Consider the following 14,254-nt stretch of genomic DNA (forward strand, 5'->3'; position numbering starts at 1 on the left):
GTAGACCTGGAATATGGCCACACCCTTGAAAACCCTGATTGGAAAGCTCAACCAGACCTGCCGCCAGGCGGCCGAGCGCGCCGCCAGCCTGTGCATGGCCCAGGGGCACTACGAGGTGGACCTGGAACACCTGTTCCTGGCGCTGCTGGAAAAGCCGGCCAGCGATTTCAGCATCGTGGCCCGCCGCAGCGGCATCGAGGCCTCGGTGCTGGAAGCCGACCTGAATGCCGAGATCCGCGGCTTCAAGAACGGCAATACCCGCACGCCGGTGTTCTCGCCGCATCTGCCGCGGCTGTTCGAGCATGCCTGGCTGATCGCCTCGCTGGACACCCAGACCACCCGCATCCGTTCGGGCCATCTGCTGCTGGCGCTGCTGACGGAGCCCGACCTGGCGCAGCTGGCGCGGCGCGGTTCGCGCCTGTTCGAATCGTTCCGGCTGGATGAGCTGAAGCATGATTTCGCCGCGTTGACGGCGGGCTCCGAGGAAGCGGGCCAGGCGGTGTCCCTGGGCGACGGCGCGCCGGGCGATGCCGCGCAGGACGGCGTGGCGCCCGCGGCCGCCCTGTCCAAGACGCCGGCGCTGGACCAGTACACCGCCAACCTGACGGAGCGCGCGCGCGAAGGCAAGATCGACCCGGTGATCGGCCGCGACGCCGAGATCCGCCAGATGATCGACATCCTGACGCGCCGCCGCCAGAACAACCCCATCCTCACCGGCGAGGCCGGCGTGGGCAAGACCGCGGTGGTAGAAGGGCTGGCGCTGCGCATCGTGGCGGGCGACGTGCCGCCGGCGCTGGCTGGCGTGGCGCTGCGGGTGCTGGACATGGGCTTGTTGCAGGCCGGCGCCAGCGTCAAGGGCGAGTTCGAGAACCGCCTGAAGAACGTGATCGACGAGGTCAAGCAAAGCCCCACGCCCATCATCCTGTTCATCGACGAAGCCCACACCATGATAGGCGCGGGCGGACAGGCCGGACAGAACGACGCGGCCAACCTGCTCAAGCCCGCGCTGGCGCGCGGCGAGCTGCGCACCATCGCCGCCACAACCTGGAGCGAATACAAGAAGTACTTCGAAAAGGACGCCGCGCTGGCGCGCCGCTTCCAGGTCGTGAAGGTGGAAGAGCCCAGCGAGGAACTGGCCGCCAGCATGCTGCGCGGCATGGCGCCGCTGATGGAACAGCATTTCGGCGTGCGCGTCCTGGACGAGGCCATCGTGGCCGCGGCGCGCCTGTCGCACCGCTACATCAGCGGCCGCCAACTGCCGGACAAGGCGGTCAGCGTGCTCGATACCGCTTGCGCGCGCGTGGCCCTGGGCCGCAGCGCCACGCCGGCCCTGATCGACGACGCGCGTCATCGCCTGACGCGCCTGGAGACCGAGCATGCCGCCTTGCGCCGCGAAGCGGCGGCGGGCGCGGCGCAGTCCGCGCGCCTGCGCGAACTGGAACAGGAAATGGACGCGACTCGCACCGCGCTGGCGGAGGCGGAGGCCCGCCTGGCGCAGGAAAGCGAACTGGTCAGGCAGATCCACGCGCTGCGCGTGGAACTGGAGGCGGCGGGAGAGCCCGCCGCGCCGGAGCCCGCCGGCAAGCGCCGTTCGGGCAAGGCGGCCGAGCCCCAGGCCACGCCCGGCCAGACGCAGCTGGCCGAGTTGCAGCAGCAGTTGCGCGCCTTGCAGGGCGAAGCGCCGCTGGTGCCCGCCTTCGTGGATGCGCAGGTCATCGCCGAGATCGTGTCGGCCTGGACCGGAATTCCGCTGGGCCGCATGGTCAACGACGAAATCCGCACCGTGCTGGAATTGCAACCCCTGCTGGCCGAGCGCGTCATCGGCCAGGACCACGCGCTGCATGCCATCGCCCAGCGCGTGCGCACGGCGCGCGCGGGCCTGGAAGACCCGAACAAGCCCAAGGGTGTGTTCCTCTTCATCGGCCCCTCGGGCGTGGGCAAGACCGAGACCGCGCTGGCCGTGGCGGACGTGCTGTACGGCGGCGAACGCAAGCTGGTCACCATCAACATGAGCGAGTACCAGGAAGCCCACAGCGTCTCGGGCCTGAAGGGTTCGCCGCCGGGCTATGTGGGCTACGGCGAAGGCGGGGTGCTGACCGAGGCGGTGCGCCGCCAGCCCTATAGCGTGGTACTGCTGGACGAAATCGAGAAGGCTCATCCGGACGTGCTGGAGCTGTTCTTCCAGGTGTTCGACAAGGGCGTGATGGACGACGCCGAAGGCCGCGAGATCGACTTCCGCAATACGCTCATCATCCTGACCTCGAACGTCGGGTCCTCGGCCATCATGCAGGCCTGCCTGAACAAGAGCGCCGAGGAACGGCCGGATCCCGAGGCCTTGCAGGAACTGCTGGCGCCGCAGCTGTACAAGGCCTTCAAGCCCGCCTTCCTGGGCCGCATGAAGACCATCGCCTACTACCCGGTGGACGACGACGCGCTGGCGCGCATCATAGGACTGAAGCTGGGACGCATTGCGCAACGGGTCCAGGCCAACCACCGCGCCGCGTTCGAATGGGACGAGGCCCTGGTCGAGGCCGTGCTGGCGCGCTGCACCGAGGTCGATACCGGCGCGCGCAACGTGGATCACATCCTCAATGGCACGCTGCTGCCGCAGATCGCCGAACAGGTGCTGGGCCGCATGGCGCAAGGCGAGCCCATCGCGCGCATCCGCGTCACCGCCGGCAAGAACGGCGATTTCCGCTATCGCCTCACCTGAAGCCGGAGCCTGACATGCCTTTAGACTATGCCGGCCTTTCCCGCATGTCGATCGCCTCGATAGACCAGGCCAACCGCCTGCTGGACCTGCGCACCCCGCTGGGCCCGAACCGGTTGGTTGCGGAGACGCTGCTCGCCACCGAAACGCTGTCGGACGGCGCGTTCCGGCTGGAGCTGAGCGCCTTGTCCGACGACGCCGGCATCCCCTTGTCCGATCTGCTGGGCAAGCCGGTGACTCTGAACCTGCAGACCGCGCTGGGCCGCGACCAGCCCCGGGTCTGGAACGGCTTCGTGACCGCCGCCGAGTTCCGCGGCGCCAACGGCGGACTGGCGCGCTACGGCCTGACGGTGGAACCCTGGCTCGCCTTCCTGCGCGCGCGCCGCGACAGCTACGCCTATCAGGACCAGAGCGTCTTCGAGATCGTCGACAGCATCTTCGGCGACTACAAGGACCAGGGCGGGCTTGCGCCGCAATGGCGCTGGGACGTGAAGGACCGCGCAGCCTACCCCAAGCGCAGCCTGACGGTGCAGTACCGCGAAACGGATTACGACTTCGTCGAGCGCCTGCTGGCCGAGGAAGGCTTGTTCTATTGGGCCGAGCACGAGGCGGGCGAGGGCGAGGGCGGGGGCAGCCACACCCTGGTCATCGCCGACCATAACGACGCGTTCCAGCCCGGCTCCCAGGCCAGCGTGCGCTTCGCCCGCGCCGACGTCACCGAGACCGAGGACAGCGTCCAGCAATGGAGCCGGCGCGCGCGCTGGCAGACCAACGCGGTGCGCATGGCCAGCTGGGACTACCGCGGCGTGCAGGCCAGGCCGGTCGCCGCGCAGGCCGATGGCGGCGGCGCGAAGGACGCGATGGACCTGGTCGTCAATGACTATCCCGGCCAGTACGCCTACGAAGACAGCGCGCAGGGCGAACGCCTGGCGCACATCGCGCTGGCGGCGCTGCGCGTGGGTCAAGACAGCTGCGAAGGCGCTGGCACCGTGCGCACGCTGGCGCCGGGCCTGCGCTTTGAACTGACCGGGCATTACCAGCAGGGCGGCGCCGCCTATGTCGCGATCGCCGTGCGGCACGCGGCCCGCAACAACTTCGACGAAGACCTGGGCCGCGCCGTGCGCGAGGCGCTGGGCGATGGCGGCTCGGAAGCGGGCGAGGCCGATTTCTACCGCAATACGTTCACCTGCATCGGCGCCGACACGGAGTTCCGTCCGGCCACGCGCGACGGACATGGCGCGCGCCTGCATCCCCGGCCCACCGTTCATGGCGCCCAGACCGCGCTGGTGGTGGGCGCGGAGGCGCCCGTGCATACCGACCGCGACCACCGCGTCAAGGTGCAGTTCCATTGGCAGCGCGGCAAGGCCTCCAGCAGCCGCCTGGAACATCCTTCGGGCGACGAGAACGCGCCCGCCAAGGACGAGCTGGGCACCTGGGTACGGGTGGCGGAGCCCGTGGCGGGCGGTGATTGGGGCGGCAACTTCGTGCCGCGCGTCGGCCAGGAAGTGCTCGTCGAGTTCCTGCACGGCGACATCGACCGTCCGGTGGTGGTGGGCGCGCTCTACAACGGCGAGGGCGCCGAGGACGCGTCGCACAACCAGGTGCAGGCCGGGGCCGCCAACGCCACCGGCAATGCGCCGGCCTGGTTCGCGGGCAGCGCGGACGGCCATGCGCACAATGTGGTGATGTCCGGATTCAAGACGCAGGAACTGGCCAGCAGCGCGCAGGGCACCGGCGGCTACAACCAGCTGGTGCACGACGACACGCCCGGCCAGTCGCGCCTGACCGCGTCGACCACGCAGGCCGACAGCCGGCTGAACCTGGGCCACATCAAGCAGCAGCGCGACAACGAAAGACTGCAGGACCTGGGCCACGGCGCGGAGCTGTCGACCCGGGAAGCGGTGGCGCTGCGCGCCGGCGCCGGGCTGCTGATCAGCGCGGACCTGCGCGCCAATGCCAAGGGCGCGCTGCTGGACAGCTCGGAAGCGGGTGTGCAGATCGAGAACGCCATGCAGATGGTGAAGGAATTGACGCAGTCGGCGGTCCGCCAGAAGGCCGCGCTGGAAGGCGACCCCGAGACGCTGCCGGCGCAGGACGCCTTGAAGCACGTGCTGGAAGTGGTCGATGCGCGGCAGGATGCGCCGGACGGCAAGCCGGTCGCTGCCTATAGCGAACCGCAGCTCCAGGTGAGCGCGCCCAGCGGCATCGGCCAGTACACGCCGGGCGACGCCTTCCTGGCGTCCGGCGCGACGCTGGCGCAGGTGGCGCCGGACGTGAACTGGGTCAGCAGCGCCAATCTGGCGATGGGCGTGGCCGGCGGCGCGGTGCTGTTCACGCAGGGCCGCAAGGCGTCCGGCAGCCGCCCGGTGCAGGGCCAGGGATTGCTGCTGCATGCGGCCGGCGGCAAGCTGCGCCTGCACAGCCAGGACGCCAAGCTGACCTTGTCGGCGGAAAAGGCGGTGACGTTCGCCTCGGCTCAGGCCGGCGTGAACGTGCAGGCCGCCAAGCGCGTGCTGGCGACGGCTGGCGGCGCCTACATGCGGGTCGAGGGCGGCGGCATCCAGCTGCATGCGCCGGGCAAGGTGGAGCTGAAGGCGGGCGTTCACAACTGGGTGGGCCCGGAAAGCAGCCAGGCGAACCTGGTCTTCAACGAAGCCAGTCCCTTGTGCGAAGCGCGCGTGCGCGGCGCGGCCCAGCGCGGCGGCGCCGTGGTGCCGCTGGGCTGACGCGGGAGGAAGGCGGCATGCTTGATTACCAGGCCTTCAGCGCCTACGGCTACGGCCTCATCCAGGACGAGCGCACGGCCGGCGTGCCGGCGTTCGTCCAGGCCGAGGCCCTGGTGCCGCCCGCGCTGCGGAAAATGCCCGGGCTGATGCCCCGGCTGGTCGACCTGTCCGCGATGCAGGCGACGGACAAGGCGCAGGCTTTGGCCAGCCTGAATCAGGCGCTGGTCGATGGCGAGGACCTGTGGCTGGGGCTGCTGCTCCAGTCCGGCCAGCCGGCCGAAGCGGTGGCCGCGCATCTGCGGTCGCGCATGATCGTCGACATCGCAGAGCAGGGGCCGTGCTTCTTCCGCTTCTTCGATCCGCGCGTGCTGGCGCAACTGCCGTGGCTGCTGGACCCGGCGCAGCTGGCCTGGCTTTGCGGGCCGGTAGAGCGCTTCATGTTCCGCCTGGACGGCGAGTGGCTGGCGGTGGAGCGGCCGGATGCCGCTCCGGCGGCGCGCCCGCGGCTGAGCGTGGAGCAATCCTTCGCGCTGACCCAGGTGCAGGCCCTGAACGAAGTGCTGGCTGGACTTGAAACATTGGAACCCCAGGGACGCGCCGCTCTGGGTCAGGCCGTGATGGGGCATTTCCGCACCGCCCGCGACCTGGGCCTGGAGTCGGCGGAGGAACGCAAGGCGTTCGCTCGCCACGCCCTGGAGATACACCCCGCCTTCCACCGGCACGAGCGGATCCGCGCTTGCCTGGCGGCGATGCAGCCTGAAGACGATTACCCCTACCTGGCCGCGGTCCAGGACCTGTTGGATGAAGACTGGTCCCGGGTGCGCGCGGATATGGAACGAATTGGAGAGCCCGATGGCCGATGATGCAAAGAACTGCGGAAAGAAGCGCTCGTCGCTGGATTGCGGAGAGGATTGTCCGTTTCACCGGATCGGCCTGCCCATCATGCCGTTGCGCTACGCCGTGCTCAAGAACGACAGCGGCATTCCGGCGCTGGACGCCGACTTGAGCACCCCGCAGTTGAATGAAAGGCCCTTGGGCGGCAGCGCGCGCTATGGCGTGCGCTTGCTGCGTCCGGGCTATCTGTACGTCTACGACGAGGCGCGCTCGGAGCTGAAGGGCTACTACGTCAACGAAAACGCCACTCTGTACAACTTCGACCTCGACAAGCCGGTGCAGGACTGCGACCGGGCCTTCACCTGCACGATGGACCACGAGGCGAGGGCGTCGCTGTTGACCATCCCGAACGCCAAGAAGGCGACCTATGTCTGGCTGGCGTACTCGGACGTGCAGTGGACCAAGGATGTATGCAAGGCGCACAAAGGCAAGAAGGGCGCCGAAATGCGCGAGCGGCACATGTTCAAGTTCGATGTGCAGGCGTGGCTGAGCAACAAGAAGCACCCTCAGGCCAAGAGCATCAAGACCCTGAAGGACACCGCCGCTGACTATGTGGTCCATCGCAAGCGTGACCTGGATCCCTATGGCAAGCAGCAGCTGCTGGGCTGGAGCACCATCGGCTACTACGACGTGAAGGGCTGGATGGGCGAGATGATCGAGAATGCCGCTGAAGCGTTCTCGCCGGGAAATGGGCTGATGCTGGCGCTGCCGGACACCACGGGCATCATGCAGGACCTGGCGAGGTTGATGCGCATTCGTTTCGATGAGTTCGTCTCGAACGTGGAAGACAAGCGTCCGCTTACCATTTCGAAGTCGATCGAGTCGCTGCGCGAGATCGTGATGCAGAGCGCCGAGACCGATTTTCTTCGGAAAAGGAGCAACGATGCGGTGAATCAAGGCGTCTTCGGCACGACTTCGCCCAACATGGCGGCAGGCGCGGGAGGAAACGCCGCCCCAGGCCTGGCCGCAGGGAAGTTCCTGGCGGACTTGTTGATACCGGGACACGAGGAGAAGAACAAGGCGAAGGCGGAAGAGCTCCGCTATCCGACAGCCAAGGAAAAAAATCAGGTCCGCTGGGATTCCTGGAAGAAGTATCTCGAAAAGTACGATGAAAATGCGCGCGTTGAGTGGCAGAACGGGTTCGACGCACGCATGGCGAAGTTCGATACCGACACCATAGTCCCGATGGCACAGGCGCACGTGGCCTGGATGAAGTGCGAAAGCACGATCTCGTCGTTTGAATGCAACTACGATTCCCGGAACGTGGATAGCGGCGAGGTTTTTCAGACCGTATTCGCCCTGTGCATCGACGGAACGCAAGACAAGCGCGCCTGCTTTGACCTGTATGTCGAGTGGTTGCAGGGTGATCCGGTGGATACCCGGAATCTGTTGTTGCGCGCCATGTTCCACAATCAGGATCTGATTGCCGAGAAGGTTCTGGAGGCGCATGAGGCGGCCGTGGATTGGAAGGCGATTCCCTGGGGGAATCTGCACGAGAGCTACAAGAGCGCCCTGAACGTGCTGAGCAAGAACCAGCTGGACAAAGGGGCGCGCCTGGTCGAGCAGATCATGGGTCCGATAACGCGAGTGCTCAAATTCGGCGTGGATAGCGGCGCTGCTCGAAAGCTGGCCATGTACCTGGGCATCCTGTCGCAGAAGAGCGTGACGATCGTCGAGGTCGAAGGCGGTAAAAAGGCCTTCCGGGCAGCGTTGATTCGGGAGCTTCTGCGCCAGCACGGGACCAATGTGGAAATACGCAAAATGGAACAGGCCGTGGCGGATGAACTGCGGCGTTTGGAGGTGAAGGGGGAGAAGCTGGAAGGCACGGACAAGAAGAAATGGTTCATGTTGGTCGATCGGGAGGCAGCGGCAAACGTGCCGGTTGATGCCCGCGGCGCCGAAAGAGCTCGGGCGCTGGCGCAGTCCACCATGACTCTCGAAGCCTACGAAGCGCAGGAAATGTCGCGTTGGCGCACTGTCATCAATACTGATGTCAGGGTCGGCGTGGTCAGCGGCGTTTTCCAGGCTGTGACGTTGTACAAACTCTGGAATGACATGGAGTCCGCCATGTCGCATGAACGCAGCGACGCCAGCTGGAAATTCGTCGTGGGAATTGCCGGAGCCGGCGGATCGCTTGCCGATACGGTTGGCGCGGTCTTGAAATCGCGTGCCAACTTGGGGATGCGGCTGGGGGCGGGCGCAGGCCTTGAGAGCACAGGGCTATTGCTTGCGCGGTTTGGCTCCTCCGCCGGGGTGGTTGCCGGCGTGATCATGGCGGTATTCGACCTGAAAAGCGGCGTCGAGCAAGTGACCATAGAAAAGAATGGCTTCATGGGAGGGCTCTATTTCGCTTCTGCGGGGTTAAGCCTCTTTGTTATTGCGGCTTTCATGGCGTCGTGGACGGTGGTGGGTCTGGTCGCATCGGCTATCTTGATTCTGATCGCGATACTTATCGAGTCGTTCAAGGACAACAAGATCCAGGAATGGCTCAAGCGCTGCCTGTGGGGCGTCAATCAAAAGAAGGAAGGGGCAGACGTGTATCACGGCGTTCAGGAAGAAGTGAATAATCTGCGTGTCGCGGTGGGCGGGGGAGGCTGATGGACTACACGGGACTGACATCCAAATTTCCGAACGACAGGCCGCTGACCGATTTCGAGAAACAGCATCATCTGAAGCAAAAGAGCCGGCTTGATGTGCCGCTGCTGGCGCAGTTGTGTGTCGTGAAAATCGATTCAAACCGGCTTGTTTCGGTGGACAGATGGTATGGATGGCGTGGTTTTCTGGCCCTGGTAGGAGGGGTGATAGCGTTGATCGGCCTGGGCGCCGTGCTCATGTTCTGCGGCCTGCTCATATTTGGCAATGTGCCCAACGAGAACGGCTTGTGGGAGGCGCTTTTCTTCGGAATCGCCATGTTTCTTGCCGTGCTGGCGCTGGGCGCATGGATGGCGGGCAAGGAGATGTTCCGCTGGACCTACTATCCCATCGTGCTGGATCGCAAGCGCAGGCTGGTGCACATGTTCCGGCTGGACGGCAGCGTCTTGACGGCGCCCTGGGACAAGATCTATTTCACCCTGGGCCGGGGCAAGGGCCCGGTGGGGCAGTTCAACTGGGATATCCGCGGCCTGATCCTGGCCGAGGACGGCGTCACCGTGAAGGAGACCTTCGCATTCTGTATCGCCACCAGCCGCGTCGAAAATGCCCATTCCCACTGGGAGTTCCTGCGCCGGTACATGGAAGAGGGGCCCCAGGCGGTGCTGGATGCGGTCCTGTACTGCATGCCCGTCGACGGCAAGCGCGAGAGTTTCGCCTTCAGCAAGGAGCGCATCTTCGCCAATGACGCGCAGAGCCCAGGCATCATGTATGTGCTCATGGCGCCCTTCAACTACCTGCATGCCATCATGCGCTGGGCAGTGATGCAGACCAGCAAGATCCCGGTGTTTCCGCCGGAGATCGAGGCTACGCTGCAGCCGGAACCGGGCGACAAGTACGCGCGCGATGCGTCGATGAATCCCGAAGACCTGCGATAGGAAGCCAGGGAAATATCAAGGATGGCGCGTCGCGAAACACGCCGCCATCCGGGGAGCGTGCCGTATGAGTCGGACCAGCCGGTATCGGCGTTCCGGTGAAATGATTCCGGAAAGAAGCGGCGCGTGGGGCCGGCTGCTTCCCGTGGGGCGCATACGCGGGCGGACCTATCCCGACGCGGGCGACGCCGTGGTGGAGATTTCGCCCGCCTGCTTGCGCCTGGCCAGTCCGACGGATTCCTTGCGCGGCTATGGGGCGGCGGTGGCCTGGCTGTTCGGCATCGCCATGGCCGTTGCGGCGATCCTCTTCGTGACCCGATTCGATGCCACGGGGCGCGGTTATGCACGGGATTTCTTCGTGGTCTCGTCGTTGCTGATCGCGCTTGCCGCAATCGGCCTGACGGCGGGATACAAGATGACCTTTGATCCGGTAGCGGAGACGGCGATCATCAGCCGCCGCTTGCGCCGCATCTATGCCTGGACGAAGCGGACGGGCTGGGTCTTCATCGACTACGACCGCGCGATCGCGATTGTGCGCAAGCGGCGGCTTACAACGACGACGGGCTCCACGATCCTGTACCCCCTGGGCGTGGCGGAGCTTTGGCCCGACGAGCGCCGCGCGAGGATCGGGATAACGCTGACCAGCCCATTCCCGAGTCCGCAGCCCGCCGCGGAACTATGGGATTTCGTCCGGTGCTATATGGACGAAGAACCCGAAAGGGTGACGCCGGTGCGGCTGACGCCGGATCATCGCGTCAACGCCTATGCGTGGATGGACAGGGAGCTGTACGCCGATGCGGTGGACCGGCAGCATCACCTGACCGGCTTCGGCGGCGTGGCGTTCTGGTTTTTTGCCAGCATGTTCTATGGAGGCAACTGGCTGGAGTACTGGATCAGGAACCACGCGCCCCGGCCGGCGCTGCCGGCGGAGCTGGCGGAGGCCTTGAAATGGGACGGAGAGAATCCGTATCGCATCATTCCGCCGACTCAGGAAGAGCAGCTGGCCGCCGAGGGCAGGTTACCGCACTTGAAGAAACGCTGGCGCATCGTGAGCTTTTTCGGGTTGCTGTTCTGGGGCGTCTTGCCGCTACTGTTCTTCTCGGCGTTCCTGTTCGGGGGTTGAGGCTTGCCGCGCCACGGTCCGGATTTGCGCTAGGATTACCCCGACCAATCCGCCCCTCCCCCTGGAGCCCCCCGCATGACCGACCTCAGCGCCTTCCCCATCACCAAGAAGTGGCCCGCCCGCCATCCCGACCGCATCCAGCTGTATTCGCTGCCCACGCCCAACGGCGTGAAGGTGTCGATCCTGCTGGAGGAAACCGGGCTGGCCTACGAGGCCCACCGCGTCAGCTTCGACGCCAAGGACCAGTTTTCGCCTGAATTCCTGTCGCTCAGCCCGAACAACAAGATCCCGGCCATCCTCGATCCCAACGGTCCCGAGGGCAAGCCGCTGGGCCTGTTTGAGTCCGGCGCCATCCTGATCTATCTGGCCAGCAAGGCGGGCAAGTTCCTGCCGGCGGACACGGCGGGGCGCTACGAGACGCTGCAATGGGTCATGTTCCAGATGGGCGGCATCGGCCCGATGTTCGGCCAGCTGGGCTTCTTCCACAAATTCGCGGGCAAGGACTATGAAGACAAGCGTCCGCGCGACCGCTACGTGGAAGAATCCAAGCGCCTGTTGGGCGTGCTGGATCAGCGCCTGGAAGGCCACGACTGGGTGATGGGCGATGAGTACACCATTGCCGACATCGCCATCCTGCCCTGGGTGCGCAACCTGGTGGGCTTCTACGGCGCGGGCGAGCTGGTGGAGTTCTCGCGGTTCAAGAACGTCGCCCGCGTGCTGGAGGCGTTCGTGGCCCGTCCGGCGGTGGTCCGGGGCCTGACGATACCGGCGTAAGCCTTGCGGGCCGCGGCCGCCTTCAGAGCGGCCGTGGGACCCGGCAAACCCGCCGCTGGCGGCGGGTTTGCGGCAAATCAAACAAGCCCGCAAGTTATATGTTTTTCGGTCATTAACTTATTACTGAAAGGCGTAAGCTTCCTCCATAAGCTGGACAGGCCGTACGAACACCCCGACGTGCACGCTGCCCAGCGTGCAACGGAGGGCAGTAATGAAGAGGATCGGGATCAAGGTCGTGGCGGGCCTGCTGGCGGCCGCGGGCCTGGCCATAGGCGGCGCGCAGCTGCTGACCGCGAATCGCAAGGTCGACGCGGCGGCGTCCGTCGACGTCAACGACAGGCGGCTGGCCGAAGCCGGCGCCTACATCGCGCGCACGGGCGACTGCGTGGCCTGTCACAGCGTGCCCAATGGCAAGCCCTTCGCGGGCGGCCTGGCGATGCAGACGCCGGTGGGCACCATTTATTCGTCGAACATCACGCCCGACAAGCAGACGGGCATCGGCGGCTACAGCTACGCGGATTTCAAGAACGCCGTGCAGCATGGCATCCGCAAGGACGGCACGCCCCTGTATCCGGCCATGCCGTACCCCTCTTACGCGATCATGCCGGACGCGGACATCCAGGCGCTCTACGCCTACTTCATGTCGCAGGTCGAGCCGGTTAATCAGCCCAGCGTGGATTCCACCATTCCGTGGCCGCTGAACATGCGCTGGCCCATGGCCTGGTGGCAGCTGCTGTTCGCGGGCAAGCGCGATTTCGCGGCCCCCGCCGGCGCCGACGAAAAGCTGGTGCGCGGCGCCTATCTGGTCGAAGGTCCCGGCCATTGTGGCGCCTGCCATACGCCGCGCGGCCTGGCCTACCAGGAACAGGCGCTGTCCCTGGCGGACGGCGAGGCCTTCCTGACCGGCGCCGTGATCGACGGCTGGCGCGCCAAGAGCCTGCGCGGCGAGGCCCAGGGCCTGCAATCCTGGAGCGCGCAGGACATCGAGATGTTCCTGAAGACGGGCCGCACCGACAAGGTGGCGGCATTCGGCGCCATGGCCGACGTAGTGGAGCACAGCACGCGCCATTTCACCGATGGCGACATCGCCAGCATCGCCGCCTACCTGAAGCAGCTGCCCGCCGCGAGCGGCAAGCTCGCCGTCTTTCCGGCCAAGGCAGACAGCACCACGGCTTCCCTGCGCGACGGCCGCTACGACACGCGCGGCGCGGTCATCTACGCGGAGCAATGCGCGGTCTGCCACCGCGCCGACGGGCAGGGCATGCCGCGCATCTTCCCGGCCCTGGCCGGCAATTCGGCGGTGTTTGCGCAGAACCCGCAATCCATCATCCAGATCACGCTGGAGGGCGGCAGGATGCCGTCCAACGATATGGACGCGATGGCGTTCGCGATGCCGGGCTTCAAGCACCTGAGCGACCAGGACATCACCGACGTCATCAACTTCATCCGCACGGGATGGACCAACCAGGCGCCCGCCATCGGCGAGAAGGATGTCGCGCACATCCGCGAGTTCCTGGCCAGCAAGAAGCCGAACATCGGCGGAGGCAAGCATGAGTAAGCACATCAGGATCGCCGCGCTGCTGGCGGCCATGGTCGCCGTGGGCGGCTGGACCGCTGCCGCGGCGCAGCCCGAGGCCGGGGCGCCGGGCGCGCGCAATACCTTCCAGGTGCTGGATAAGGACGGCAAGCGCCTGCCGGACTACACCATCCCCTCGGACACGCAGATCTCGGCCCAGCCCAACGCGGAGCAGATCAACTACGGCAAGCGGCTTTTGACCGAGACGCGCCGCCTGCTGCCGCAGAACACCGGCGCCAGCATGAATTGCAACAGCTGCCACGTGCAGGGCGGCAAGAAGCCCATGGGCGCACCCTACATCAACACGGTCAACACCTTCCCGCAGTTCAATCCGCGCGCCAACCGGGTGGTGACGCTGGAGGACCGCATCAACGGTTGCTTCATGCGTTCGATGAACGGCAAGCCGCTGGAGAAGGACTCCGCGGAAATGAAGGCGATGATCGCCTACATGAAGTGGCTGGCCCAGGACGTGCCGCACGGTGCCCGCGTACAGATCGAGAACGCCTGGCCCATAGACACCAAGCTGGTGCCCGATCCGGTGCGCGGCAAGAGCTTGTATGCCGCGCAATGCGCGTCCTGCCACGGCGCCAATGGCGAAGGCAAGCGCGACCGCTCGGGCGACATCGCCTTCCCGCCCTTGTGGGGCGACGAGTCCTTCAACATCGGCGCGGGCCTGGCGCGTACCTACAAGGCCGCGGCCTTCATCCGCAACAGCATGCCGGTGGGCGTGAACACGCACGGCAGCTGGGGCGAGGGGGGCGTGCTGTCCGACCAGGACGCGGTGGACGTGGCCGAGTACTTCACCCACATGCCGCGTCCGGACTTCGCCGGCAAGGACAAGGACTGGCCGCAGGGCAAGAAGCCGAAGGACGCGCGCTACTGAGGCGCGGCGGCCTAGCCTCTACAATCGGCCCTGTCATTCCCTCC

Annotated in this window: 9 protein-coding genes; all 9 read left to right on the plus strand. The window is 66.0% G+C overall.

Annotated features, from left to right (window positions below; all coding sequences use genetic code 11):
- The first annotated feature begins 13 nt into the window (after positions 1 to 13).
- Entirely contained in the window at positions 14 to 2,713 is a 2,700-nt protein-coding gene (gene tssH / locus HWY37_RS03320; RefSeq protein WP_175209880.1) for a type VI secretion system ATPase TssH, read from the plus strand.
- Between the two features lie 14 nt (positions 2,714 to 2,727).
- Positions 2,728 to 5,436, plus strand: a complete 2,709-nt coding sequence (locus HWY37_RS03325) for a type VI secretion system Vgr family protein (RefSeq protein ID WP_176087853.1) — start codon at positions 2,728 to 2,730, stop codon at positions 5,434 to 5,436.
- A 17-nt stretch (positions 5,437 to 5,453) separates the two neighbouring features.
- Positions 5,454 to 6,299 carry a DUF4123 domain-containing protein gene (locus HWY37_RS03330; protein WP_176087854.1) on the plus strand — a complete coding sequence of 282 codons (846 nt, stop codon included), beginning with the start codon at positions 5,454 to 5,456 and terminating at the stop codon, positions 6,297 to 6,299.
- Positions 6,289 to 8,928, plus strand: a complete 2,640-nt coding sequence (locus HWY37_RS03335) for a T6SS effector BTH_I2691 family protein (RefSeq protein WP_175209875.1) — start codon at positions 6,289 to 6,291, stop codon at positions 8,926 to 8,928. The genes HWY37_RS03330 and HWY37_RS03335 overlap by 11 nt, the downstream gene beginning before the upstream one ends.
- Positions 8,928 to 9,857 carry a DUF6708 domain-containing protein gene (locus HWY37_RS03340; protein WP_176087855.1) on the plus strand — a complete coding sequence of 310 codons (930 nt, stop codon included), beginning with the start codon at positions 8,928 to 8,930 and terminating at the stop codon, positions 9,855 to 9,857. Before HWY37_RS03335 ends, HWY37_RS03340 begins: the two co-directional genes overlap by 1 nt.
- Positions 9,858 to 9,921: 64 nt before the next feature.
- Complete coding sequence (locus HWY37_RS03345; RefSeq protein WP_246302168.1) at positions 9,922 to 10,977, plus strand: hypothetical protein; 1,056 nt, start codon at positions 9,922 to 9,924, stop codon at positions 10,975 to 10,977.
- A gap of 75 nt (positions 10,978 to 11,052) precedes the next feature.
- Positions 11,053 to 11,751 (plus strand): glutathione binding-like protein, encoded by a 699-nt coding sequence (locus HWY37_RS03350; RefSeq protein WP_176087856.1) that lies wholly within the window; start codon positions 11,053 to 11,055, stop codon positions 11,749 to 11,751.
- A gap of 211 nt (positions 11,752 to 11,962) precedes the next feature.
- Complete coding sequence (locus HWY37_RS03355; RefSeq protein WP_176087857.1) at positions 11,963 to 13,309, plus strand: c-type cytochrome; 1,347 nt, start codon at positions 11,963 to 11,965, stop codon at positions 13,307 to 13,309.
- Positions 13,302 to 14,210: a c-type cytochrome gene (locus HWY37_RS03360; protein WP_176087858.1), complete on the plus strand. Its 909-nt coding sequence runs from the start codon at positions 13,302 to 13,304 to the stop codon at positions 14,208 to 14,210. Before HWY37_RS03355 ends, HWY37_RS03360 begins: the two co-directional genes overlap by 8 nt.
- Positions 14,211 to 14,254: the final 44 nt, after the last annotated feature.

It is taken from the genome of Achromobacter anxifer (assembly GCF_903652925.1).
Taxonomy (GTDB): Bacteria; Pseudomonadota; Gammaproteobacteria; order Burkholderiales; family Burkholderiaceae_B; genus Achromobacter; species Achromobacter anxifer.